The sequence below is a fragment of the Pseudomonas yamanorum genome, from assembly GCF_900105735.1.
GTDB lineage: Bacteria > Pseudomonadota > Gammaproteobacteria > Pseudomonadales > Pseudomonadaceae > Aquipseudomonas > Aquipseudomonas yamanorum.
Map to the genome: position 1 here is coordinate 4827132 of NZ_LT629793.1, position 24707 is coordinate 4851838.

The 24707-nt window shown below is 60.1% G+C and carries 26 protein-coding genes and 2 tRNA genes; 16 read left to right on the forward strand and 12 right to left on the reverse strand.

Features of this window, described 5'->3' with window-relative positions; all coding sequences use genetic code 11:
- Positions 1-5 precede the first annotated feature (5 nt).
- The 11 genes from BLU46_RS22675 (at position 6) to recX (ending at position 7352) form a co-directional block, all read left to right on the forward strand.
- Positions 6-515 carry a phage baseplate assembly protein V gene (locus tag BLU46_RS22675; RefSeq protein WP_093205560.1) on the forward strand — a complete coding sequence of 170 codons (510 nt, stop codon included), beginning with the start codon at positions 6-8 and terminating at the stop codon, positions 513-515.
- Positions 515-913 carry a phage GP46 family protein gene (locus BLU46_RS22680; RefSeq protein WP_093205561.1) on the forward strand — a complete coding sequence of 133 codons (399 nt, stop codon included), beginning with the start codon at positions 515-517 and terminating at the stop codon, positions 911-913. The genes BLU46_RS22675 and BLU46_RS22680 overlap by 1 nt, the downstream gene beginning before the upstream one ends.
- On the forward strand, positions 903-1943 hold the full coding sequence (locus BLU46_RS22685; RefSeq protein ID WP_093205564.1) for a baseplate J/gp47 family protein: 1041 nt from the start codon (positions 903-905) through the stop codon (positions 1941-1943). The genes BLU46_RS22680 and BLU46_RS22685 overlap by 11 nt, the downstream gene beginning before the upstream one ends.
- On the forward strand, positions 1931-2530 hold the full coding sequence (locus tag BLU46_RS22690) for a YmfQ family protein (protein WP_017480161.1): 600 nt from the start codon (positions 1931-1933) through the stop codon (positions 2528-2530). Before BLU46_RS22685 ends, BLU46_RS22690 begins: the two co-directional genes overlap by 13 nt.
- A gap of 11 nt (positions 2531-2541) precedes the next feature.
- Complete coding sequence (locus BLU46_RS33255; RefSeq protein WP_231988829.1) at positions 2542-3639, forward strand: hypothetical protein; 1098 nt, start codon at positions 2542-2544, stop codon at positions 3637-3639.
- The gene (locus tag BLU46_RS32920) at positions 3639-4076 is read left to right on the forward strand and encodes a phage tail assembly chaperone (protein WP_157721310.1); all 438 of its coding nucleotides are present in this window, start codon (positions 3639-3641) and stop codon (positions 4074-4076) included. The genes BLU46_RS33255 and BLU46_RS32920 overlap by 1 nt, the downstream gene beginning before the upstream one ends.
- Before the next feature lie 28 nt (positions 4077-4104).
- Positions 4105-4662 (forward strand): glycoside hydrolase family 19 protein, encoded by a 558-nt coding sequence (locus tag BLU46_RS22705; RefSeq protein ID WP_093205568.1) that lies wholly within the window; start codon positions 4105-4107, stop codon positions 4660-4662.
- Entirely contained in the window at positions 4650-5162 is a 513-nt protein-coding gene (locus BLU46_RS22710) for a lysis system i-spanin subunit Rz (protein ID WP_093205572.1), read from the forward strand. Before BLU46_RS22705 ends, BLU46_RS22710 begins: the two co-directional genes overlap by 13 nt.
- 71 nt (positions 5163-5233) lie before the next feature.
- Positions 5234-5734, forward strand: a complete 501-nt coding sequence (locus BLU46_RS22715; RefSeq protein ID WP_093210182.1) for a CinA family protein — start codon at positions 5234-5236, stop codon at positions 5732-5734.
- 83 nt (positions 5735-5817) lie between these two features.
- A complete protein-coding gene (gene recA / locus BLU46_RS22720) occupies positions 5818-6876 on the forward strand; it encodes a recombinase RecA (RefSeq protein ID WP_003208645.1) in 1059 nt (352 codons plus the stop codon).
- Between the two features lie 8 nt (positions 6877-6884).
- Positions 6885-7352, forward strand: coding sequence for a recombination regulator RecX (gene recX / locus BLU46_RS22725; RefSeq protein WP_063027502.1), 468 nt, complete (start codon positions 6885-6887; stop codon positions 7350-7352).
- A 165-nt stretch (positions 7353-7517) separates the two neighbouring features.
- Here recX and BLU46_RS22730 read toward each other — a convergent pair whose 3' ends face one another.
- Positions 7518-8627 carry an LOG family protein gene (locus tag BLU46_RS22730; protein WP_063027504.1) on the reverse strand — a complete coding sequence of 370 codons (1110 nt, stop codon included), beginning with the start codon at positions 8625-8627 and terminating at the stop codon, positions 7518-7520.
- 375 nt (positions 8628-9002) lie between these two features.
- Entirely contained in the window at positions 9003-9443 is a 441-nt protein-coding gene (locus BLU46_RS22735) for a PA3611 family quorum-sensing-regulated virulence factor (protein WP_017480169.1), read from the reverse strand.
- A 209-nt stretch (positions 9444-9652) separates the two neighbouring features.
- Here BLU46_RS22735 and BLU46_RS22740 point away from each other — a divergent pair, with 209 nt between their 5' ends.
- The 3 genes from BLU46_RS22740 (at position 9653) to BLU46_RS22750 (ending at position 11706) form a co-directional block, all read left to right on the forward strand.
- Positions 9653-10363: a tRNA-uridine aminocarboxypropyltransferase gene (locus BLU46_RS22740; RefSeq protein WP_093205576.1), complete on the forward strand. Its 711-nt coding sequence runs from the start codon at positions 9653-9655 to the stop codon at positions 10361-10363.
- Positions 10364-10617: 254 nt separating this feature from the next.
- Positions 10618-11268 (forward strand): response regulator transcription factor ErdR, encoded by a 651-nt coding sequence (gene erdR, locus BLU46_RS22745; RefSeq protein ID WP_003208636.1) that lies wholly within the window; start codon positions 10618-10620, stop codon positions 11266-11268.
- A gap of 75 nt (positions 11269-11343) precedes the next feature.
- Positions 11344-11706, forward strand: coding sequence for a diacylglycerol kinase (locus tag BLU46_RS22750; protein WP_063027508.1), 363 nt, complete (start codon positions 11344-11346; stop codon positions 11704-11706).
- Here BLU46_RS22750 and BLU46_RS22755 read toward each other — a convergent pair.
- The gene (locus BLU46_RS22755) at positions 11703-12629 is read right to left on the reverse strand and encodes a LysR family transcriptional regulator (RefSeq protein WP_003208633.1); all 927 of its coding nucleotides are present in this window, start codon (positions 12627-12629) and stop codon (positions 11703-11705) included. The genes BLU46_RS22750 and BLU46_RS22755 overlap by 4 nt on opposite strands.
- 124 nt (positions 12630-12753) lie before the next feature.
- On the opposite strand from BLU46_RS22755, the gene fpr reads away from it, so the two are divergent.
- Positions 12754-13533, forward strand: coding sequence for a ferredoxin-NADP reductase (gene fpr / locus BLU46_RS22760; RefSeq protein ID WP_003189055.1), 780 nt, complete (start codon positions 12754-12756; stop codon positions 13531-13533).
- Positions 13534-13651: 118 nt separating this feature from the next.
- Here the strand turns inward: fpr and tsaA are convergent, their stop codons facing one another.
- The 5 genes from tsaA to rimO form a co-directional block, all read right to left on the reverse strand.
- Positions 13652-14347 carry a tRNA (N6-threonylcarbamoyladenosine(37)-N6)-methyltransferase TrmO gene (gene tsaA, locus BLU46_RS22765; protein WP_093205580.1) on the reverse strand — a complete coding sequence of 232 codons (696 nt, stop codon included), beginning with the start codon at positions 14345-14347 and terminating at the stop codon, positions 13652-13654.
- Between the two features lie 4 nt (positions 14348-14351).
- Positions 14352-14813 carry a YehS family protein gene (locus BLU46_RS22770; protein WP_063027512.1) on the reverse strand — a complete coding sequence of 154 codons (462 nt, stop codon included), beginning with the start codon at positions 14811-14813 and terminating at the stop codon, positions 14352-14354.
- A gap of 77 nt (positions 14814-14890) precedes the next feature.
- The gene (locus BLU46_RS22775; RefSeq protein WP_003208627.1) at positions 14891-15601 is read right to left on the reverse strand and encodes an rRNA pseudouridine synthase; all 711 of its coding nucleotides are present in this window, start codon (positions 15599-15601) and stop codon (positions 14891-14893) included.
- A 71-nt stretch (positions 15602-15672) separates the two neighbouring features.
- Entirely contained in the window at positions 15673-16146 is a 474-nt protein-coding gene (locus BLU46_RS22780; RefSeq protein ID WP_076015379.1) for a GNAT family N-acetyltransferase, read from the reverse strand.
- Positions 16147-16249: 103 nt separating this feature from the next.
- Complete coding sequence (gene rimO / locus BLU46_RS22785) at positions 16250-17590, reverse strand: 30S ribosomal protein S12 methylthiotransferase RimO (RefSeq protein WP_003208624.1); 1341 nt, start codon at positions 17588-17590, stop codon at positions 16250-16252.
- A gap of 301 nt (positions 17591-17891) precedes the next feature.
- Between rimO and BLU46_RS22795 the strand changes: the two genes are divergently transcribed.
- On the forward strand, positions 17892-19793 hold the full coding sequence (locus BLU46_RS22795; RefSeq protein ID WP_063027516.1) for a potassium transporter Kup: 1902 nt from the start codon (positions 17892-17894) through the stop codon (positions 19791-19793).
- 54 nt (positions 19794-19847) lie between these two features.
- On the opposite strand, the gene BLU46_RS22800 is transcribed toward BLU46_RS22795, so the two are convergent.
- From BLU46_RS22800 to BLU46_RS22815, 4 genes are all read right to left on the reverse strand, one after another.
- Entirely contained in the window at positions 19848-21134 is a 1287-nt protein-coding gene (locus tag BLU46_RS22800; protein ID WP_017480176.1) for a virulence factor family protein, read from the reverse strand.
- Positions 21134-23776, reverse strand: a complete 2643-nt coding sequence (gene mprF, locus BLU46_RS22805) for a bifunctional lysylphosphatidylglycerol flippase/synthetase MprF (protein ID WP_093205583.1) — start codon at positions 23774-23776, stop codon at positions 21134-21136. Before mprF ends, BLU46_RS22800 begins: the two co-directional genes overlap by 1 nt.
- A 280-nt stretch (positions 23777-24056) precedes the next feature.
- Positions 24057-24133: transfer RNA gene (locus tag BLU46_RS22810), tRNA-Met, on the reverse strand.
- Between the two features lie 207 nt (positions 24134-24340).
- A tRNA-Met gene (locus tag BLU46_RS22815) sits at positions 24341-24417 on the reverse strand.
- Between the last annotated feature and the right edge of the window lie 290 nt (positions 24418-24707).

The window sequence follows — 24707 nt, forward strand, 5'->3', positions numbered from 1 at the left end:
TTTCCATGAGCCTACTGACTCGCCTGCTGGCGCGCGGCACTGTCGTGCTCGCCCACTCGGCCACCAAGCTGCAATCGCTGCAAATGCGCCTGACCGCAGGCGAAGTGAACGACGACATGGAGCACTTCGAACCCTACGGTTTTACCAGCAACCCGCTGGCCGGTGCTGAAGGCATCGCCACGTTCCTGGGCGGGGACCGCTCTCATGCCATCGTGCTGGTGGTGGCTGACCGTCGCTATCGGTTGCAGTCCCTGGCGCCGGGCGAAGTAGCGATCTACACCGACGAAGGCGACAAGGTTCACTTCAAGCGCGGGCGGGTGATCGACATTGAAACCGGCACCCTGAATATCCGCGCCAGCCAGGCGGTGAACATTCATACGCCGACCCTGACCCAGAGCGGCAAGATCATCTCCCAGGGCGATCAGATTGCCGGCGGCATCAGCCAGATCCGGCACGTGCATGTGGGCGTACAGCCCGGCAGCGGCCAGACCGGCGCGCCGGCGGGAGGCCAGTGATGTTTGTCTCCGACAACCTGAAAAATGCCCTGACCCGCTCGGTGCTGATCAGCCTGTTCACCTGGCGCCGTGCCGCGCCGGACGACGCAGTAGACGATGGCGAGCGCTTTGGCTGGTGGGGCGACAGTTTCCCCAGCGTGGCCGACGACCGTATCGGCTCACGGCTGTGGCTGCTGCGCCGGGTCAAGCTGACCCGCCAGACGCAACTGGACGCCGAATTCTATGCCCGCGAGGCCCTGCAATGGCTGATCGACGACGGGCATTGCAGCGCCATCGAAGTCCTCAGTGAACGCCTCGACGCCCAGCGGCTCAATCTGCGCACGCAGCTGACTCTGGCCGATGGCGAGCGCCTGGACATCAACCCTGATAACAGTTGGCAGGTGATCTATGCCGTTTGAAACCCCTTCGCTGCCGGTGCTGATCAAACGCACCCAAAGCGACCTGGCCAGCGATTCGCTGCGCCAGTCCGATGCCCAGGTCCTGGCGCGCACACTCAGTGGTGCGGCGTTCGGCCTGTACGGTTATCTCGATTGGATCGCTGAGCAGATCCTGCCGGATACCGCGGATGAATCCACCCTGGAGCGCATCGCCGCGCTGCGGTTGAACCAGGCGCGTAAGGCGGCGGTGGCCGCCAGTGGCAGCGTGAGTTTTACCGCGGCGGCGGGCGCGGTACTGGATGTGGATACGGTGCTGCAAAGCAGTGATGGGCGGAGCTTCAAAGTCACCGCTGCCGCCACGACCCATGCGGGCCTCAACACTGCCACCGTGCAAGCGATTGACGCCGGCACCCTGGGCAACGCTGATGCCGGGCTGAGCCTGATTGCGGTACAGCCGCTGCAAGGTATTGGTTCGACCTTTACCGTGCTCGCGCCGGGGCTGACCGGCGGTGTGGCGCGAGAAACCCTGGAGTCGCTGCGAGCGCGGGTGATTCGTTCCTATCGCGTTATCCCCCAGGGCGGTTCGGCACAGGATTACGAGACCTGGTCCCTCGAAGTGCCCGGCATTACCCGCGCATGGTGTCGCGGCAATTACCTGGGGCCAGGGACGGTGGGGGTGTTCGTGATGCGTGACGACGACCCGCAGCCGATCCCCAATGCCGCGCAGTTGGCGCAGGTTCAAGCCCATATCGAGCCGCTGCGGCCCGTCACCGCTGATGTGTATGTGTTGGCGCCAGTGATGAAACCGGTGGCTTACCAACTGCGCCTGACCCCCGACACCAGCGCCGTGCGCGCGGCTGTCGAGGCCCAACTGCGTGACCTGCACAACCGCGAGGCCGGCTTGGGCGACACCTTGTTGCTGACCCATATCGCCGAAGCCATCAGTACCGCGACCGGCGAGACCGATCACACGCTAACAAACCCGTTGGCGGACGTTACAGCCGCGACCAATCAGTTGCTGGTGTTCGGAGGTATCACATGGCTGGAGTAAGAACCGCTGGCCAGTATCAAGAACAACTGATCGCCTTGTTGCCCAGCGGGCCGGCCTGGGATCTGGAAACCGTGCCGCAGTTGGAGACGGTGCTCAAAGGCATCGCCGAAGAACTCACACGCATCGACGCCCGGGCCTGCGACCTGCAAAACGAAATGGACCCCGCGACCGTCAGCGAACTGGTGCCGGAGTGGGAAAGGGTGATGCAACTGCCCGATCCCTGCCTGGGCTTGAGCCCGCTGTACGACGACCGTCGCCTGGCGGTGCGTAGACGCCTGTTGGCGGTGGGCAGCCAGCGCGCCGCGTACTACATCGAAATCGCCCGCAGCCAGGGCTACCCCGACGCCAGTGTCACTGAGCACCGCGCCCCGCGCATGGGCCGCTCACGGTTCGGCGCTGCGCATTTTGGCACCTGGCAGGCGCACTTCATGTGGACGCTCAACACCGGCGGCCGCCAGCACCTGGGGCGGCGGTTTGGGGCGAGTTATTGGGGAGAGCGGTTTGGCGTCAATCCGGGGAACGCCCTGGAGTGCCTGATTCATCGCAGCGCACCTGCTCATACGCAGGTGCACATCAATTATGACTAGAGGGTAGAAGCGTGGATTATCCAAAGAGTGTGCCCAGCGTTGGGCTGGTGAATGGCAAGTTTGTGGATGAGAACCCGGTGACTGGGACGCCGGGGAGTTTGATTCCGGCGGCTTGGGGAAATGGGGTTACGCAGGAGATTTTGAATGTGCTGGCGGCGGCAGGGATTGCGCCGGATGAGACGAAGACCGATCAGCTGGCGCAGGCGTTGAGCGTTTTGAGTGATTGGTTGAGGTTGAGGAATAAACCGACGACGTTGGCGGGGTATGGGATTACCGATGCACTGCTGGTTGGACGTACAACAGACCAACGGCCTAGCTTGTCCGCCAGTGATTTGACTGATACCGGTAATGGTCTTGGTGGTGCGCTGGAAATTCGTGAGGCTCAACAGGTAGAAAGCAAAAAGCTGACGTTCGAGTACGCCCCGAAAATCATGTTTCATTGGAAGGACCGCTGGGCGAAAGCGTTGGCGATGGATGCTAACGGAGAGATGGTATGGGGGGGGCAGAAAGTTTGGACTGCTTCCAATTTGGATCTGACAAACAAGGCGGATAAGGCAACCACGCTGGCGGGATATGGGATTACCGATGGCCTTGTAGTGGGCCGCACCAGCCGTCAGCGGGTTAGTTTATCTGCAGAAACACCGGGGGATTGGAGTAATGGGCTGGGTGGCGCCATTGAAATTCGAGAAGCCCAAGAAGTTACTAATACCCAAAGCGGATTTGAATATGCACCCAGAGTGCTCTTTCACTGGGGGGGGATAATTGCCAGGTCTTTGGCGATGAACTCTGCAGGCGAACTCATGTGGGGATCACAGACAGCTTGGACTTCCGGGAATTTTGACCCCGCGCGTAAAGCGAACGTGGCTACTACGCTGGCGGGTTACGGGATTACCGATGCGCTCTCAGCTTCCAGCTTTCTCAAACCTGTAGCTGGGCAATGGATCTTGATAGGGGGGAGCGGTGTGCTTCCAGCAGGCGGAACGTGGGCCTTTTTCTGTGCCAATTACAACGGTAACGGGGCTGCGCTTGGTGGCAACGCCGGAGTGGCAGCTGGTGGCACTGCGGTAGGTAATGGAAACTGTGTCGGTTTTGCATGGAGGATTCAGTAATGGATAACGAACAACGTCCTGAGCAGTACAACATAGAGGACATTTATCTTAAAAAGGACGGTAGCTACTTAGTCACCTTGGATGGCTATCCCTACCATGTGACTGAAGCAGAAACTCCGGACGTTTATCGTGCAGTGCGTTTACTGATTGATTCGGGTGAGCAGTGCCAGGAGTACATCGATCCCGTCATTTCCGATGCTGAAGCCCAGGCAAATGAGCGCATGTGGCGTGATTCAGAAATACAGCGCATCAGTTGGGTAAGTGATCGTCATCGTGATCAGTTGGACATGGGATTGAAAACGACGCTTTCCACTGAGCAGTTCAAAGAGTTGCTCAAATACACTCAAGCATTGCGTGACTGGCCCCAGGCTGAGAGCTTCCCCTTGATTGCCAAACGGCCCGTTGTATTGCCTTGGTTGGATGCTGTTACTCAGTAAACGTGTCGGTGTGAGAGAGTAGAAATCAATGGAGATAACCCTTCCCCAACTTATCCAAGTAATGCCTGGAGCCCGCCTTAGAGCGGGCCTTTTTTTAGCTTCTTTAAATGCGGCTACCGCAGCTCACCAAATCACCACCCCCAAACGCATCGCCGCCTTCCTCGCCCAAATCGGCCACGAATCCGGCGAACTGCGCTACGTACGTGAACTGGGCAGTGATCAATACCTGAGCAAATACGACACCGGCACCCTGGCCGCCCGCCTCGGCAACACCCCCGAAGCCGATGGCGATGGCCAGAAATACCGTGGCCGTGGCCTGATCCAGATCACCGGCCGGCGCAACTACCTGGCATGCAGCCAGGCGTTGTTCGGCGATGAGCGTTTGTTGCAGCAACCGGAGTTGCTGGAGCAACCGCAATGGGCCTGCGAATCCGCCGCGTGGTTCTGGCAGAGCAATGGCTTGAACGAACTGGCTGACAAGGACCAGTTCACCACCATCACCCGGCGTATCAATGGCGGCCTCAATGGCTTGGAAAACCGTATGCAGTTGTGGGCTCGGGCGAAGGCGGTTCTATGGGCTTCCTGACGTCATATCGCCTGCTTGGCTTTTTCCTGTTGGCGGCGGTCTCGGCGGGTATTGCCTGGCAGGTACAGGCTTGGCGGTATGGCATCCAACTTGAGCGCCTGGAGGTGCTGCACGCCGAAGCGCTGAGCCAACAAAGCCTGTCGGCTCAGCGTCAACAACGGTTGGAACAGGACAAACGGCTGGCACTGGAGCAACAACTCAGCGCCAGCGACCAACAACACACCCGGGAGCTTTCCGATGCACAGCGTGATCAGGCTCACCTGCGGGATCGTCTGGCCACTGCTGATGTGCGGTTGTCAGTCCTTCTCGACGCCAGCGACTCAGCCAGCGGCTGCCCAATGCCAGCCACCGCCACCCCCGGCAGCGTGGTTCATGGCGCCCCGCGAGCCCGACTTGACCCGGCGCATGCTCAACGAATTATCGGCATCACCGACGACGGCGATAACGCCATGATCGCCTTGCGCGCCTGCCAGGCGTATGTCCGGGCCGTCGCGCGTTAGTCTCTTGTAACTTGCATGGCCCATGGGCTCCTGTAGGGTAGGCAAACGCCCGTCCACTCCAGGAGATGACCGTGAAGGAAATTACTCAACTCGCCGCTGAACTTGGTCGACGCTTGCAGGTTCTCAATGCCCACGTCACAACGGCCGAGTCGTGCACCGGCGGCGGTATCGCCGAGGCGATCACGCGGATTCCCGGGAGTTCGGCCTGGTTCGAGGCGGGCTACGTCACTTATTCCAATCGCCAGAAGACCCGACAGCTGAATGTGTCGGAAGTGCTGTTCCCCAAAGTCGGCGCTGTCAGTCGCGAAGTGGTGGAGGCGATGGTGCGAGGTGCCCAGGAGAAAAGCCTGGCGCGTTTTGCCGTAGCGGTCAGCGGTGTGGCCGGCCCCGATGGCGGTTCGCCGGACAAACCGGTGGGCACCGTATGGCTGGCCTGGGGCGTGGGCGATGAGGTCACCACCGAGCTTGAACACTTCCCTGGGAACCGTGACGAGGTCCGCCGACAAACGGTAAAGGCCGCGCTAGAGGGCTTGTTGCGACGAGCTGCAGCAGAAATAGAAAAACAGGGGTAGGCGATCACGGATCTTTGTGGAACAATACTGTCTACTTATACAGGTGTTGGCCGCCAGGCCTTATTGATTACGTGAGGACTTTAATGGACGACAACAAGAAGAAAGCCTTGGCTGCGGCCCTGGGTCAGATCGAACGTCAATTCGGCAAGGGTGCCGTAATGCGTATGGGCGATCACGACCGTCAGGCGATCCCGGCTATCTCTACTGGCTCTCTGGGTCTGGATATCGCGCTCGGCATTGGCGGCCTGCCAAAAGGCCGTATCGTTGAAATCTACGGTCCTGAATCTTCCGGTAAAACCACCCTGACCCTGTCGGTGATTGCCCAGGCACAAAAGATGGGCGCCACTTGTGCGTTCGTCGATGCCGAGCACGCCCTGGATCCAGAATACGCCGGCAAACTGGGCGTCAACGTTGACGACCTGCTGGTTTCGCAACCGGACACCGGTGAGCAAGCGCTGGAAATCACCGACATGCTGGTGCGCTCCAACGCCATCGACGTGATCGTGGTCGACTCCGTGGCAGCCCTGGTACCGAAGGCTGAGATCGAAGGCGAAATGGGCGACATGCACGTGGGCCTGCAAGCCCGCCTGATGTCCCAGGCCCTGCGTAAAATCACCGGTAACATCAAGAACGCCAACTGCCTGGTGATCTTCATCAACCAGATCCGGATGAAGATCGGCGTGATGTTCGGCAGCCCGGAAACCACCACCGGTGGTAACGCGCTGAAGTTCTACGCTTCGGTCCGTCTGGACATCCGCCGTACTGGCGCGGTGAAGGAAGGTGACGAGGTTGTCGGTAGCGAAACCCGCGTTAAAGTCGTGAAGAACAAGGTGGCCCCGCCGTTCCGTCAGGCCGAGTTCCAGATTCTCTACGGTAAGGGTATCTACCTGAACGGCGAGATGATCGACCTGGGCGTGCTGCACGGTTTCGTCGAGAAGTCCGGTGCCTGGTATGCCTACAACGGCAGCAAGATCGGCCAGGGCAAGGCCAACTCGGCCAAGTTCCTTGCGGATAACCCGGATGTTGCCGCTACGCTCGAGAAGCAGATCCGCGACAAGCTGTTGACCCCGGCACCTGACGTCAAGGCGGCCGCCAACCGCGAGCCGGTTGAAGAAGTAGAAGAAGTCGACACTGACATCTGAAGCAAACGATGAGCGTTGTCCTCGATACACCCGTCGCCGTAAGGCGCACTGCAATGGACCTGCTCGCACGACGCGAGCATGGTCGAGTCGAGCTGACGCGTAAACTGCGTCAGCGCGGCGCAGATCCTGAGATGATCGACGCAGCCCTTGACCGCTTGACGGAAGAAGGGCTGCTGTCGGAATCCCGTTACCTCGAAAGTTTTGTCTCTTACCGAGCCCGATCCGGCTATGGCCCTGCGCGAATTCGTGAAGAGCTAAGCCAGCGTGGCCTGCAACGTGCTGATATCGAGCTCGCCTTACGTGAGTGCGGTATCAACTGGCAGGCACAATTGGAAGATACCTGGCGTCGCAAGTTTGCCGGTCATCTGCCTATTGATGCGCGGGAACGGGCGAAGCAAGGTCGCTTTTTGAGCTATCGCGGGTTTTCGATGGAGATGATCAGCCGCTTGTTGAGCGGTCGGGATATGGATGACTGAAGGCTGCGTCTGGTAAATGGTTGCTCTGATTATTGCGGGGCTTGGTGGCGAGGGAGCTTGCTCCCGCTGGGCTGCGCAGCGGCCCCAACCTGCGCATCGTTCTACCTGACACAACCCAAAAGGCCCGCTATGAAAATAGCGGGCTTTTTGCGTTTCAGGGGCAAATCACGCCGTCTCCGTCACCCGCTGCTGCGTTTTTCCCTGAGCCTGAGCCCAGTTTTCCGGCAAGTTGATGTAGTCCACCAACTCCCGCAACCGTCCCTGGTCACGCCCGTTGAAGTTGAATACCAGGCGTGTCAGATGGCTGAAGCTTGGTTCGTCATGCTCCTCGCCGGTGTACGCAATTTGTTGGAAGTCGCCACTGAGGCGAAGACTGGCAAATGCCTCCTGCAGGTGGGCCAGTGCACGGTCACTCAATGGATGATTCATGCGAATCACAAATTGGCGCTTCAGCCAGCGGGTGGAGTGGAAGTTGGCGTAGAACTGATTGATCTCTTCCACCGCCTCCTCAGCGCTGTACACCAGGCGCACCAGCTTGAGGTCAGTGGGCAAGATGTAGCGATTGGCTTCAAGCTGGCTGCGGATAAAGTCCAGGGCGCCTTGCCAGAAGCTGCCGCCCGGTGCATCCAGCAGTACCACTGGGACCAGCGGGCTTTTGCCGGTCTGGATCAGGGTCAGCACTTCCAACGCTTCATCCAGCGTGCCGAAACCGCCTGGGCACAGGATCAAGGCGTCGGCCTCCTTGACGAAGAACAGCTTGCGGGTAAAGAAGAAGTGGAAGGACAGCAGGTTCTCGGTGCCATCGATGGTCGGGTTGGCATGCTGTTCAAACGGCAGGGTGATGTTGAACCCCAGGCTGTGTTGCAACCCCGCCCCTTCGTGGGCCGCCGCCATGATGCCGCCGCCACCGCCGGTAATCACCATAAGGTCCGAGCGGGCCAGGACCGCGCCCACTTCCCGGGCCAAGGCATACAGCGGGCTTTCCACTGGCGTGCGCGCCGAACCGAACACCGTGACTTTGCGTCGGCCTTTGAACTGTTCGAGCACCCGGAAGGCGTGGTCCAGTTCGTGGATTGCCTGCAGGGTGATCTTGGCGTTCCAGCGGCTGCGGTCGTCTTGGGCCATGCGCAACACGGTAAAGATCATGTCGCGATAAAGGGGGATGTTCGGGCTGCTGGGCGCAATCAGGTGGAGTTGTGCGTCGACCTGCTGCGTGAGGTCGGTGCCGTTTTCTTGAAATTGACGGATCAGGAGTTCATTCGGTTCGTAAGGCATTCAACTTCTCCTTCTTCACAGAACCCTGGGTGCCGGCGAGAAATTCGTCGGGACCACGACACTGCATGTGTCGTTGCCTCTGATTAACGAGGTGGGCGAAACCGGTTCTGTATATTCCTTATGTTTAAAAACCTTTGCACTGCACGCTCAGGAGGGCAACCCTCTTTTGCCCTGAAAATGTTACAGAACGGTGTGAAAACCCGATGCTCCAGGCTTTCAGGATGAATTGATCATGAGCCTATAAAGTCTTGGCTGGCAATCGCTTATTGATCACTTGTGAGGGAGTTTAGACGGTGCCGCGGGCGGGCAATGGCGCAGAGTGCAGAGGGGCGTATTGCGCGCCGCTGATCAGCGGCGCGCGACAGGGGGCATCGCTTACTTTTTCTTCTTCGCCGCCGCAGGCGCCGGGCAGTCTGCTTCCTGGAACTTCACCGACGCCACCGGGCGGTTGGTTTTGTTCTCGGTGATTTCGTAACGCATGATCGCGCCCTTGGCCATCAGCTCGCGATAACCCGTGTTCAGGCACACGCTTTGACCCAGCTGGAAGTACACCGCCTTGGGATTGGCACGCATTTGCTCGGCGCGGTCTGGCAGTACGCTGAGATGATCAATCAGTTGCAGGCCTTCAACGGTGTAGGCCACTTCCAGGGTTTTATCGTCAATTTCCCGAGGCAAGTTCTTGTTGCTTTCCTCTGCGACGCTTTGCAGCTTCCTGTTCAGTTGAGCCTCCAGCAACGAGGCCGCTTGGGCACCCAGGGGCAACACCAACGCAAGGGCGACGGACGGAACTACAAGGCGTGGCATAAGACGCAGCATGAAACTCTCCTGATTCGGTTACTGGTGCATAGACCAGCCACTGCGCTGTGCGTTCAGTGGCGCGGGATTATAGGTGACCGCCTGCCACTACGGCCAGCCTATTGCCGGGAAGTGCAGGTAGGCGAGGGCGCCTCTGGTAAACTGCGGTAACTTTTGCCTTCCCGAGTTCTATCCGTGTCGATTTCCACGTTCATGCAGCGGCGCACCCGATGAGCCATGCAGTCTCCCGTTTGCGCACCCAGCGCCTGGCCCGCGCCGTTAAACCGTTTGTTGCGCGAGGCTCCCGTGCCGAGCGCTGCCCCGGCTGCCGGGTGATTCCCGAGTATTGCCTGTGTGCCTGGCGGCCCAAGGTCCAGGCCAAATCCGGCATGTGCCTGCTGATGCATGACGTAGAGCCGATGAAGCCCAGCAACACCGGCTGGCTGATTGCCGATGTGATCAACGACACCACTGCATTCCCCTGGTCACGGACTGAAGTCGAGCCTGAGTTGCTCGCCTTGTTGGCCGACCCGCAGTGGCAGCCTTATATCGTCTTTCCCGGCGAATTCGTGGCGCCGGAGCGGGTGGTCAACCAGGTCAGTCTGGAAGAGGGCAAGCGCCCGCTGTTCATTCTGCTGGACGGTACCTGGAGCGAGGCGCGCAAGATGTTCCGCAAGAGCCCGTACCTGGAGCACTTGCCGGTGCTGAGCCTGGCCCCCGAGCAACTCTCGCGCTACAAACTGCGCCGCTCCAAGCGTGATGATCATTTCTGCACCGCCGAAGTGGCGGCCCTGTGCCTGGAGCTCGCTGAGGATCAGGCGGCCAGCGAAGTGCTCGACGCCTATCTGGACGTGTTCAGCACCCACTACCTGGCCGCCAAGTTTCAGTTGGCGCTGGACCCGGCCGATGTCGTCCATACTCGCCTTGCACCTTATCTGTAGGTGTCATGGCCAGCCGACCTTTGCATGATGGCCGCGCAAATGCGCGGCCCGCTAGAATAGCCACGGGCGTAGCGCTTGACCACCCAGGCTACGCTGGGCATGCTTGGCGCCGATTGGGGCGTTGTCACAGATTGGATACGTCGTCTTTTGACGTTGAGCGCGCCCTTTGGTGACTGCTGGCCTGGCAGCCACCTTGCGTGTTGGCGAGCACTGAACCCATCAGTGCCCCCATAAAAAACAGGATCATTTAATCAATGGCCACATACGAAATCCTGATTGCCGATGACCACCCGCTGTTTCGCAGCGCGCTGCACCAGGCGGTCACGCTGGGCCTGGGGCCGGATGTACGCCTCGTCGAAGTCGCCAGCATTGCCGAGTTGGAAACCCGCCTCACCGAAAAGTCCGACTGGGACCTGGTCCTGCTGGACCTGAACATGCCGGGTGCCTACGGTTTTTCCGGGCTGGTGCTGCTGCGCGGGCAATACCCGCAAATTCCGGTGGTGATGGTCTCGGCGCAGGAAGAGGCTTCGGTGGTGGTGCGCTCCAAGGAGTTCGGTGCCAGCGGTTTCATTCCCAAGTCCAGCTCCATGGAAGATATCCAGAAAGCCGTGCGCACGGTGTTGGATGGCGATGTCTCCTGGCCGCCCCAAGCCTTTGAAGAGATCAATGTCTCCGACGAAGCCAAGGCCGCCCGTGATGGCCTGGCCAGCCTGACGCCCCAGCAGTTCCGCGTGCTGACAATGGTCTGCGAAGGCCTGTTGAACAAGCAGATTGCCTACGAGTTGAGCGTGTCGGAAGCGACCATCAAAGCCCACGTCACGGCGATTTTCCGCAAACTGGGCGTGCGAACGCGAACCCAGGCTGCATTGCTCCTGCAACAACTTGAGTCAATTTCGCAGCATTAAGACGCTGTTCATTCACGTTTTTTTGACTTTGCTTGCTCTAGTTTCCCCACACCTTTTTGCTCAGTTGCCTACTCTATGTCGCCTTTCAAAGGTCAAACCGGTATCAAACGTATCTTCAACGCGGGGGGCTATTCCCTGGATGGCCTGCGTGCGGCTTTCACCGGCGAGGCGGCTTTTCGTCAGTTGGTGTTGCTCAATGCAATCCTGATCCCGCTGAGTTTCTTCCTGAACGTCAGCCGGGTAGAGCGGGCGCTGCTGATTGCCGTGTGCCTGCTGGCGTTGATCGTCGAATTGCTCAACTCCGCCGTCGAAGCGGCGATTGACCGGATTTCCCTGGACCTGCATCCGTTGTCAAAAAACGCCAAGGACATGGGCAGCGCCGCGCAGTTTGTCGCACTGACCATGATTACCCTGGTCTGGGCCGTGATTCTGATCTAGGCAATGGTCGGCAGCACAATCTCGTCGCTGCGCTGCACCCCGGCGGTGAAGGAACGGCACAGCTCGAGGAATTCGCGCATGGCCGAGGTCTGGTACTTTTGCTTGTGCCAGATGAAGTAGAACTGCCGGGCCAGGTCCAGGTCCGGGGTTTCCACCGGTACCAGGCTGCCGCGCCGGAAGGCGTCGCGCAGCGCCAGCCGGGAAATGCAGCCAATCCCCAAGCCTGATTCCACCGCGCGTTTGATCGCCTCGGTGTGTTCCAGCTCCAGGCGAATGTTCAGCGCGCTGCGGTGATGCCGCATGGCCTGGTCAAAGGTCAGGCGCGTACCGGAGCCTTGTTCCCGCAGGATCCACGCTTCATGGGTCAACTCTTCCATGGTGGCCTGGCCGCGCTTGGCCAGATGATGCTGGGGCGCACAAAACACCACCAACTCGTCTTCCACCCAGGTTTGCACCTCGATGTCCGGGTGGCTGCAGTCGCCTTCAATTAGACCCAGATCAATTTCGTAGTGCGCCACCTGATGCACGATATGCGCAGTGTTCTGCACATGCAGCTTCACCTGGCTCTCGGGATGTTGTTGCATGAAGCTGCCGATCAGCAGCGTGGCCAGGTAATTGCCAATGGTCAGGGTGGCGCCGACGGCCAGGGAGCCGAAGCCCGACTTGCCGTTGAGCAGGTCCTCGATCTCCTTGGCCTGGTCCAGCAGTGCCACCGCCTGGGGCAATAGCTGGTGGCCCAGGGCGTTGAGGCTCAGGCGTTTACCCGCGCGGTCGAACAATTGGCAGCTGGATTGACGCTCCAGCTCGGTAATCGAGGTGCTGGCGGCGGACTGAGATAAGGCCAGAAGGCCAGCAGCGCGCGAGACGCTTTCCTGCTGGGCGACGGCGACGAAGACTTGCAGTTGACGTAGAGTAAATCGCATATCGATATAACCGATAACCCTTATCTTAATAATCCAGTTAACAGATATTGTCGCCGCCATTAGAATGCTGTGCAATTGCGCATCTATCATTTGGCGCAGACCCATTTCCAGGAGTCCCCCGTACATGAGCAACATGAACCACGAGCGTGTCCTCAGTGTTCATCACTGGAACGACACTCTGTTCAGCTTCAAGTGCACCCGTGATCCGGGCCTGCGCTTCGAGAACGGTCAGTTCGTGATGATCGGCCTGCAACAGCCTAATGGCCGCCCGCTCATGCGCGCTTACTCCATTGCCAGCCCGAACTGGGAAGAGCATCTGGAGTTCTTCAGCATCAAGGTGCCTGATGGCCCGCTGACTTCCCAATTGCAGCACTTGAAGGAAGGCGACGAGATCATCATCAGCAAAAAACCGACGGGCACCCTGGTGCTCGACGATTTGAAGCCGGGCAAGCACCTCTATCTGCTCAGCACCGGTACCGGCCTGGCGCCGTTCATGAGCGTGATCCAGGATCCGGAAACCTACGAGCGTTTCGAAAAAGTGATCCTGTGCCACGGCGTGCGTTACGTCAACGAAGTCGCCTACCGCGAATTCATCACCGAGCACCTGCCGCAGAACGAGTTCTTCGGCGAGGCCCTGCGTGACAAGTTGATCTACTACCCGACCGTGACCCGCGAGCCGTTCGAAAACGAAGGCCGCCTGACCGACCTGATGCGCAGCGGCAAGCTGTTCAGTGACATCGGCCTGCCGCCGATCAATCCTGAAGACGACCGCGCCATGCTGTGCGGCAGCCCGAGCATGCTGGATGAAACCAGCGAAGTGCTGAACAGCTTCGGGTTGAAGGTCTCCCCGCGTATGCGTGAGCCGGGTGACTACTTGATCGAGCGTGCGTTCGTCGAGAAATAAGGGCGACGTAAAAAAATGTGGGAGCGGGCTTGCTCGCGAAGGCGGTGGATCAGTCAATACATCTGGTGACTGTTACACCGCCTTCGCGAGCAAGCCCGCTCCCACATTTGTTTCCGGTTTATCCAGCCGACACCACTTCCAGCACACAAATCATCCCGGCTTCGGGATAGTGCCACCGCACATCCACGTCCCAGAACTGCGCCCCGTATTCCCGCTCTGGCCCCGGCGTCTGGTACGCCGGCCGTGGATCTTGCGCCAGACACTGCTCGATCAACGCCACCAATGGCTCGTCAAGGCGCTGAGCGTGGCCCTGCGCCTGTTGCAGCGCAGTCTTCAGCCACTGCACGGGAATCAGCTGTGGCGCAGCGCTGGCGATGCTGTTGCTCGCGGTGTCAACGATGTCTGCGTACGGCACGTACGGCTTGATGTCGAGAATCGGCGTGCCATCCAGCAGGTCGATGCCGGATATCCACAGACGGCCGTCCTCCACCTTGTCCAGCTTGACCACCGATTGGCCAATGCCATTCGGTCGGTGAGTCGCGCGGGTAGCGAATACGCCCATGGACGTGTTGCCGCCCAGGCGCGGCGGGCGCACTTTCAGCCGGGGTTTGTCTTCCAGCGCCTGGTGGAACAGGAACAGCAACCACACATGGCTGACCTGCTCCAGCCCCTGCACCGCCTCACCCTGGTCGAACGGCGCCACCAGCTCCAGCACGCCCCGGGCGGCAGGCGCCAGTTGTGGCTGGCGCGGGATGGCGAACTTCTCCTTGAAGCAGGAGCGGACAAAGCCGATGGGCGAGACGCTGTAGCTCACAGGCTTAGGCGCGAACGCGCAGGGTCAGGCCCTTGAGGAAGTTGCGCAGCAACTGGTCACCGCAGGTGCGGTAGTTGGTGTGGCCGAACTTGCGGAACAGCGCGCTCAGCTCTGGCTTGGACACCGGGAACTCGGAAGCCTTGAGGATCGCGTGCATGTCGTCTTCTTTCAGTTCGAAGGCCACTCGCAGCTTCTTGAGGACGATGTTGTTGGTCACCGGCAGTTCGATCGGCTGCGGTGGACGGCTTTCGTCCTTGCCGCGCTTGAAGATCACCAGGCCATCGAGGAAATGCGCCATGACTTCGTCCGGGCAGAACACGAAGCCTTCTTCCTCGTCTTTCTTGAGGTAGGTCAGCAAGTCTTCCTTGGTGACTTCCATGCCGCCGAGCTTGATGATCTCGACCATCTTGTTGTCGCTGATGTCGAGCATGTAGCGCACGCTGCGCAGTACGTCATTGTGAATCATGGTGGGCAATCCTGGTCATTCAACTGTGGACACCGCCCAGGCAGGCGGTGTCGAGAGATTCGGCGGCGAAAAAAGTCTTAGAACTTTTCTTTGCCGGACAGATAGCGCCATTGGCCTACCGGCACTTTGCCGATGGAGACTCCGCCAATGCGGATGCGTCGAATGGCGACGACTTTCAGGCCAACGGCTTCGCAGAACAAGGCAATCACACCCGGTTGCGGGTTTTTCAACGCAAAGCGCAGGCGGTTCTCGTTCTGCCAGCTGGCTTTCACCGCCGGCAATTCCTTACCTTTGTAGGTCAGGCCGTGGTTGAGGCGGTTCAGGCCGTGGGCGACCATGTCGCCGGACACTTCCACCACATATTCCTGTTCGATCTTGTTCGCGTCAGCGGTCAGCTTGCGCAGGATCTTCCAGTCCTGGGTGAACACCAGCAGGCCGCTGGCCTTGGCTTGCAGGTCGCTGCTGGCGGTCAGGCGCAGGAAGTGGCCTTTGAGCGGGCGTTTGCTGAAGCGGTGTTCTTCCGACAGGGTCTCGGCGTTGATCGACGCCATGGCCGTCTCGGCATCCACACCGGCGGGGGCGTGGAACAGGATGGTCACCGGCTCCGGCGCAGTGGCCTTGGCCTCAGGGTCAAGCTCGACCTTCTGGGTGGTGACCTTGAACTGCGGCTCGTCGATCACTTCGCCGTCCACCGTGACCCAGCCGCCTTCGATGAACAGCTCAGCCTCCCGACGGGAGCAACCGACCAGTTCGATGAGGCGTTTGGAGAGGCGTAGGGGTTCAGTCATGACAAGGGCCGAAACAAAAGGGGGCGGCTATTGTACCTGTGTGGCGCCGGTTAATCCCGGCTCCATTTCATTTAGCCGCGGCGGGCCTGTTGCTGGGCCTGGCGCAAACGCATGTGCAGCAACGGATAAGGCTGGCCCATGCCGTCGTGGTCCGTGCGTCCGATCACCTCGAAGCCCTGCTTGAAGTAAAAGCCCAGTGCCTGCGGGTTCTGTTCGTTGACGTCCAGTTGGTCGGCGTTCATGGACTCGATGGCATAGCGCAGCAATTGTCGGCCCAGGCCCTGGCCACGGTGTTCGGGGTCGATAAACAGCATCTCGACCTTGCCCGCTGCTACTCCGGCAAACCCGGTAATGCGCTGGCGCGAGTCCTTGGTGCAGATCAACATCACGGCGTCGAGGTAGCGGGTCAGCACCAGGTTTTTCAGCAACTCGATGTAACTGTCCGGCAGGAAGTCGTGGGTGGCCCGCACCGAAGCCTCCCAGATGCGGGTCAGTTCCTGATAATCGCTGGATTTTGGTGTATGGATAACCGAATGCTGGCGCATGCCCGCTGCCCCTTGCTGATGTTTGGCACTGATGGGCAAAACGATAGACCTAAAAAAGCCCCGCATCTTGTCCAGAGGCAGGGCTTTTTCAATTCTTTACACCTTATGCGCGCTTTTCAGCCCACAGGTCGTACTCGTCGGCGTCGGTCACGGTGCACCAGACCTTGTCGCCAGGCTTCAAGCCGCTGGCGTCGTCGATGAACACGTTGCCGTCGATTTCCGGTGCATCGAAGAAGCAGCGGCCAACCGCACCTTGTTCGTCGACTTCGTCGATCAGGACTTCGATCTCACGGCCGATGCGCAGTTGCAGGCGCGCCGAGCTGATGGCCTGCTGGTGCGCCATGAAGCGCTCCCAACGGTCCTGCTTGACGTCGTCTGGAACGATGGCAGCGTCCAGCAGGTTGGCTGGAGCACCTTCCACCGGCGAGTACTGGAAGCAGCCGACGCGGTCCAGTTGGGCCTCGGTCAGCCAGTCCAGCAGATACTGGAAGTCTTCTTCGGTTTCGCCGGGGAAGCCGACGATGAAGGTGGAACGGATGATCAGGTCCGGGCAGATCTCGCGCCAGTTCTTGATGCGCGCCAGGGTCTTGTCTTCGAAGGCCGGGCGTTTCATGGCCTTGAGGATTTTCGGGCTGGCGTGCTGGAACGGGATGTCCAGGTACGGCAGGATCTTGCCGGCGGCCATCAGCGGGATCAGCTCGTCGACATGCGGGTACGGGTAAACGTAGTGCAGGCGCACCCACACGCCGAGGCTGCTCAGGGCTTCGCAGAGTTCGGTCATGCGGGTTTTCACCGGTGCGCCGTTCCAGAAACCGGTGCGGTACTTGACGTCGACGCCATAGGCGCTGGTGTCCTGGGAGATCACCAGCAGCTCTTTCACGCCGGATTTCACCAGGCGCTGGGCCTCGTCCAGTACGTCGCCCACCGGGCGGCTCACCAGCTTGCCGCGCATCGACGGGATGATGCAGAAGCTGCAGCTGTGGTTGCAGCCTTCGGAAATCTTCAGGTAGGCGTAGTGGCGCGGCGTCAGCTTGATGCCTTGCGGCGGCACCAGGTCGATCAACGGGTTGTGGTCCTGGCGCGGCGGCACTACGTCGTGCACGGCGTTGACCACTTGCTCGTACTGCTGCGGGCCGGTCACGGCCAGCACGCTCGGGTGAACGTTGCGGATGGCGCCTTCTTCCACGCCCATGCAGCCGGTGACGATCACCTTGCCGTTTTCCTTGATGGCTTCGCCGATCACTTCCAGGGACTCTGCCTTGGCCGAGTCAATGAAGCCGCAGGTGTTGACCACCACCACGTCCGCGTCCTGGTAGGTGGACACGACGTCATAGCCTTCCATGCGCAGTTGCGTAAGGATGCGTTCGGAGTCGACCAGAGCCTTTGGGCAACCCAGGGATACAAAGCCGACCTTGGGGTTGGCTTTTGCGATGGTGGTGGACATGTCTAACCTCGGTATTGAATGACGCCGCCAGTCGTGCACGAAAGGCTGCGGACGGGCGCTTAGCGCGCCTCTGATCAAAAAGTGCGCAATTCTAGCGACGGGAATCGCTCTTGACCAGCTTTATGCAGGGAAATACGACGAGTGCTGCGCTATGCTTCGCGCCGTTGCACCTGAGTGAGTTTCCTCGGTCAATAAATCGTCTGTAACGAGAAGTAAAACAGCGCATGCTGTGGACAGCATAGGCGCCCGCAGCAGGCGCGCTGTTTATAAAAGACCGCAGGTCAAAGGGCAGGAGTGGTTGATGGGTCAGGCAAGTAGTCAGGCAGCAGGTGCCGAGCAGTCCAACGCAAAGCCGATCGGCATGCTCGTGGCGGCAGTGGGTGTGGTTTACGGCGATATCGGCACCAGCCCGCTCTACACCCTTAAAGAGGTGTTTGCTGGCGGTTATGGGGTTCAGGTCAATCATGACGGGGTCTTCGGGATCCTGGCACTGATTTTCTGGTCGCTGGTCTGGGTCGTTTCGATCAAGTATGTGCTGTTTATCCTGCGCGCGGATAACCAGGGCGAGGGCGGCATCATGGCCCTGACGGCACTGGCTCGGCGGGCGGCGGCACCTTATCCCAAGTTGCGTTCGGTGCTGGTGATTCTCGGCCTGATCGGTGCGGCGCTGTTTTACGGCGACAGCATGATCACCCCGGCGATCTCGGTATTGTCGGCGGTGGAGGGCCTGGAGTTGGCCTTTGATGGCCTTGAGCGTTGGGTAGTGCCGCTTTCGCTGGTGGTGCTGGTCGGGCTGTTTCTGATCCAGAAACACGGCACTGACCGCATCGGCAAGTTGTTCGGGCCGGTGATGGTGGTGTGGTTCCTGGTGCTGGCCGGCTTGGGTGTGCACGGCATCAGTCAGCACCCTGAAGTGCTCAATGCGCTGAATCCGGTGTGGGGCGTGCGCTTCTTTACCGCTCATCCTGGCATGGGCGTGGCGATTCTCGGCGCGGTGGTGCTGGCACTGACCGGTGCTGAAGCGCTCTACGCCGACATGGGCCACTTCGGGCGCAAGCCGATTGCCCGTGCCTGGTTCGCCCTGGTGCTGCCGGCGCTGGTGCTCAACTACTTTGGCCAGGGTGCGCTGCTGCTGGAAAATCCAGAGGCGGCCCGTAACCCGTTCTACCTGCTGGCACCGGAGTGGGCTCTGGTCCCGCTGGTGGCGCTGTCGACGTTGGCCACCGTGATCGCCTCGCAGGCGGTGATCTCCGGGGCGTTCTCCCTGACCCGCCAGGCGATACAGCTCGGTTACATCCCGCGCATGCACATCCAGCACACCTCCAGCGCCGAACAAGGCCAGATCTACATCGGCGCAGTGAACTGGTCGCTGATGGTGGGTGTGATCCTGCTGGTGCTGGGCTTCGAATCTTCCAACGCCCTGGCCTCGGCCTACGGTGTGGCGGTGACCGGCACCATGTTGATCACCAGCATCCTGGTATCGGCGGTGATGCTGTTGCTGTGGAAATGGCCGCCGGTATTGGCGATCCCGGTGTTGATCGGTTTCCTGCTGGTGGATGGGCTGTTCTTCGCTGCCAACGTGCCCAAGATCGTGCAGGGCGGTGCCTTTCCGGTATTGGCGGGGATTGTGTTGTTTATCCTCATGACCACCTGGAAGCGCGGCAAGGAGCTGCTGGTGGACCGGCTGGACGAAGGTGGGCTGCCGCTGCCGATCTTTATCAGCAGTATCCGTGTGCAGCCGCCTCATCGCGTCCAAGGCACGGCAGTGTTCCTGACTGCGCGCCCGGATGCCGTGCCTCACGCCTTGTTGCATAACCTGCTGCATAACCAGGTGTTGCATGAACAGGTGGTGTTGTTGACGGTGGTCTACGAAGACATCCCGCGTGTACCCGCCCAGCGTCGGTTCGAAGTTGATTCCTATGGTGAGGGTTTCTTCCGGGTGATCCTGCACTTCGGTTTTGTCGATGAGCCGGACGTGCCCGAGGCGCTGAAGCTGTGCCATCTGGATGACCTGGACTTCAGCCCGATGCGCACCACCTACTTCCTCAGCCGCGAAACCGTGATCGCCTCCCGCATCAAGGGCATGGCGCGCTGGCGTGAAGGGTTGTTCGCCTTCATGCTCAAGAACGCCAATGGCAACCTGCGCTTCTTCAAGCTGCCGGTTAACCGGGTGATCGAGCTCGGCACTCAAGTAGAAATGTAAGCCCAACAAAAAGCCCCCGGTGCCTTGCGGCAGCGGGGGCTTTTTTGTGGGCGCTTATTCGGCGGGGGTCTTGCCCTGGCGCTTCTCGATGATATCGACCAAACGCTTGGCCAGCGCCGGGTAGTTCTCGTCGAAGTGATGGCCACCAGGCAGCTTCACGGCTTCGCCGACTGCTGTCTTATCGGTGCAGCCGCTCTCGTCGACTTCCTCGGCACCGTAGATGCACACAACCTTGGCAGGCGGCAGCTTGGCCATTTCCGGGCCGGTAGCGGCTTCTTTGCCAGCGTTGCCCAACCAGCCTTCCACTTCGATCTCGAAGCTGCCGGTGCGGGCGAAGGCCAGCAGGATGATCGCGTCTACACGCTGCTGCTCGTTTTCCGGCAGGCGGTTGTAGATGGCCGGCAACACGTCGGCGCCGAACGAGTAACCGGTCAGCACAAAGCGCTTGGTGCCCCATTTCTGCCGGTAGTGCTGCATCAGCTCGGTGAGGTCTTTGGCGCTTTGTTCCGGGGTCTTGTGCTGCCAGTAGTAGCGCAGGGTGTCGATGCCGACCACCGGGTAGCCGATCTTGGCCATTTCACCGGCCACGTCGCGGTCCAGGTCACGCCAGCCGCCGTCACCGGAGAGGAACAGGGTGACGGTGTCCTTAGCCTGGCCAGCCGGCACTTCGACCACCGGGATCGCCAGGCCGCCGTTGTCCGAACCCACCAGTTGCTTGCGCAGCTCGTTGTTCAGCACTTGCGGGTAGTGAACGTCGTAGTCGCTGATGCTGGTGGTGGCGCGCGGCGTGTCGCGTACGAAACTGGCGGCATCATCGTCAGGGTTATCGTTCCAGGCCACCAGCCAGCTGCCGTGGGCCGAGGTTTTCGGCAGCGGGTCGTTGCAGCCCGGCTGCGCCAGCGCGAAGCCGACGGAGATGGCATTGGCCTTGTCGTCGTTCTGTGCGGCCAGCCAGCGCCAGGCCAGCGATGCGCCAGGGCCGATGCCGCTCACCAGGGTCGCCGGGCCGGCAAGCTGGCCCAGGGCGGTTTGCAGGGCTTGTTCCTGCAGCTTGCAGTCGTCCTTGGGCAAGATCACCTGGACGATCTGCGCCGCGCCGCCCTGGCTGAGGGCGATCAGCTGGCTGTCGGTCAGGGTTTCGTCGGCCAGCACGGCCACGGCCACCCGGGCTTTAGGTGCGGTGCCTGGAGTTACGCGGGTCAGGACCGTGCCATCGGCCTGGGGCAGTTGTTCCAGAGTCGGTTGCGGTGCAGGGCGGTTCCAGTACCAGTAACCACCACCGAGGATCAGTGCCAGTACCACCAAGATTGCCAATACATACCGCCAGGAGCGTCGAATCATCAGCGTTTCACCAATCCAGTCAAGCCACCCGCAATCAGGGCGGCGGTGTCGGCCAGTGCCACCAGCGGATCAAGTCCTGCGGGCACGGCCATATAACGGGGTTCCCAGTCAGGCTGGAACTTGTCTTTGAAGCGGCGCAAGCCTTGGAAGTTATACAGTTGCTCGCCACGACGGAACACCATCGAGCCCAGGCGTTGGGTCAGCGGGGCGCCGCGTCGTGGTTGCAGGCCCGACAACGGCACCATGCCGAGGCTGAAGCGGGCGTAGCCGTGGTTCTTATAATGTTGAATCAGGCCGACCATCATGAATTCCATGGTCAGTTTCGGCGCGTCCGGGTGCGCACGCATCAGGTCGAGACTGGCCAGGTCGTGGCTGTAGGTCTCAAGCAGGTTCGCAAACGCTACCGGATGCCCTTCGAAGCGAATGATCGCAATACGAAAGTGCTTGAGGTAGTCGTCGCTGAATCGTCCGAGGGAAAAGCCTTTTTCCCGCACGTTCTTGCCGGTCAGCCACGCGTCGGAGATGACTCTCAGCTCCTCCATCGGGGCCTGGCCGGGTTCGTGGATCTCCAGGGACAAGCCATCACGGGTCCCGCGGTTCCAGGTGTAGCGCAGGTCCTTCATCTCTTTGCCCTTGGCTTCCAGGTCAAAGCGTTTCAGGTCGACCCGGGCTTCTTCACCCAGCTTGATCGCGGTCAAGCCGATGTCCATGTAATACGGCAGGTTCTCGGCGCGCACCTGGTAGAACACCGGACGGGCGTGGTGAATGTCGCACAGGTCGCGGAACTGCCAGATCATCTCGGCCCGTTGCAGGGTCGGGCCGATCGGATCGTACAAGGCCACCAGGCTGCGACCGCGACGAGCGTACATCAGGAACGCTTCGTCGTTGGGGTGAAACAGCAGGGCTTTGTCGCCGGTCAGTGCCAGGCCGCCATCGGGTTGCGCCGAGTTCATCAGGATCTTGGTGGCGCGCTCCAGTTCCTCAGGCGTTGGCAGGTGGATGATCGGGCGCGCGGTACGCAGCAGCCAGGTCAGCGACACCACCACCAACACCACGGCGGCGCCCAACAACGAGCGCAGGCCGCGCGGGGCGTTGGCGTCGAGGGTGAACTGCCACCACAGCTGATGGCTGTAGGGCACGTCCTGGTAGGCGAACAGCAGCAGCCAGATCGACGCACCGAGTACGCACACGCTGGCAACAAGATACAGCGGCGAGAAGGGCAGTTCGGTCAGGCGGCTGGCGCGATAGAACGAGCGTCGGAAGATCGCCAGCAGCACCGCGGTCATGGTCATCAGGCTGGCTTCTTCCCAGTCGAAACCCTTGAGCAGGGAGAGCAGGGCGCCCGTCAGCAGCAGCACCATGGTCAGCATCCACGCGGCGGACAACCGGCGACGCAGTCCCTGGGCCAAGAGCAGGCAGAGCACGCCGATCAGGCTGGCACCAAAGTGCGAAGCGTCAATCAGGCGATGAGGAATCAGGAAGCCGATGTTTTCCAGGCGTGAGTCGATTTCCGGGGTTGCGCCGGAAAACAGCAAGACCACGCCTGACAAAAAAACCAGTACGGCCAGGATGGGTGCAGCAAGGCCCGAGGCCGCCCGCAGGCTCTGTTGCGTATGGAACAGGCGCTGGGCTTCATTGACCAGCAGGAACACACAGGCGATCAACAGCGGCAGTACCACATAGATCATCCGGTACAGCAGCAATGCGGCGGCCAGTGGTGCGGCGCCAAGCTTGTCGGCGAAGGCGGCCAGCAGGATTGCTTCGAACACCCCGACGCCGCCCGGTACATGGCTGAGCACGCCGGCGGCCAGGGCCAGCAGGTACACCAGCAGGAATGGGCCAAAGGGTGGCGCTTCCGGCAGCAGCATATACAGCACGGTGGCGGCCGCGGCGACGTCGAGGGCGGTGATGATCAGTTGCAGGATGGTCAGGCGACGGCCCGGCAGGCGCAGGGTGCGGCGCCCGGCCTTGACCAGTAGGTTGTCCGGGTACGGTTGTTCCGGCAGGCGGCGGCGGTAGATGCCGATGCACAGTGCGGCTGTTAACAACAACACAGCGCCGGCGATGCCGCCGAGCAAGCTCGCGGGCAAATGCAGCGCGTTGGACGCAGCGGGCAGGTTGCTCAGGGTGGCCAGTGCAGCCAGTGGCGGCAGTGCGCAACCCAGGGCCAGGCTGGCAAACACGGTCATACGGGCCACTTCGGAGGCGCCGATGCCGTACCGTGCATATAAACGGTAGCGTACCGAACCACCCGAGAGCATCGACAGGCCAATCGCATTGCCGATGGCGAAAGCGGTAAAGCCGCCGTAGGCCAGGGTCTTGGCAGGCAGTTTCACGCCGGCATAACGGGCGCCGGAAAATTCATAGCCCAACAGAATGATGAAACCGGCAACAGCGGCACCGAATGCGCCGAGCAGGGCAGGCTTCGGCACTTCCAGGATCGAATCGTGGAGCGCGTACAGGTCCAGCTCAAGCAGCAGGTGGCGACAGGCGATAAGGGCGATTGCGAACAGCAACAAGGTGACGGCCAATCCGATGGGTTGGCGGTACTTGCTCAACAGATCCAGCCAGCGCAAACGGGTGGGAGTGATCGGTTGTGTCGCTGTGACAGAGTCTTGTGGTTCAGACGAGTTGGCGCGCATCAATCACCTCGTGGATTGTGCGCGACAGGATGGAGGTATCCAGCCAAGTTACCAATCCCTATGTACAAAATAATTACAAATATTAACGCGTATCGCGCGGTGCGGCGACAGCGCCCAATGGTCGTAGAAGGACAGTGCTTGAAGACTTAGCATAGCTTGCAATGAGATGGACTCTACAAACCGTGTACGGTTTCATGAAAGATGCCATGCCATTGTTTCAAAAGGACTTTTTCGTCAGATACAAAAAAGGCCACTCTTTCGAGCAGCCTTTTTTGATGTTTGGTTGCGGGAGCCGGATTTGAACCGACGACCTTCGGGTTATGAGCCCGACGAGCTACCAGACTGCTCCATCCCGCGTCTGTGTGGCGGCATTCTACAGAGCAACGGCGGGGTGTCAACCGTTAATCGAACGATGGGTCAAATAAGTGCAAATTAGCGTCGGATTGTCGCGCACCAGTGGTAAGTGCGCGATAGAGAAAGGATTTTTGTCTGACAATTGAAAAGACGGGTAAAAACAGACAGGCACAAAAAAGGCCACTCTTTCGAGTAGCCTTTTTTGATGTTTGGTTGCGGGAGCCGGATTTGAACCGACGACCTTCGGGTTATGAGCCCGACGAGCTACCAGACTGCTCCATCCCGCGTCTGTGTGTCGGCATTCTACAGAGGAACGGGAGTGTGTCAACCGCTGATTCAAAGAAAAGCGCTTGTGGTTCAATCGGTTAGCTCTCCAAGGTGGCCCCTTGATCGGGCTCGGGGCCAGTCTGGCCGAGGCTTTCAGCTCTATTGGGGGGTGTGTTTCGATTGAGAAAATGAATTCATCTACGAATTTTCCTACCGCTTAGGCGGAAGATTCAAACTACTGGTGCTATATACAGGTGTGAGTGAGATACTGCCCGCCTGTTCGTTTTCTGCCCAGAACCACTGCCTTATA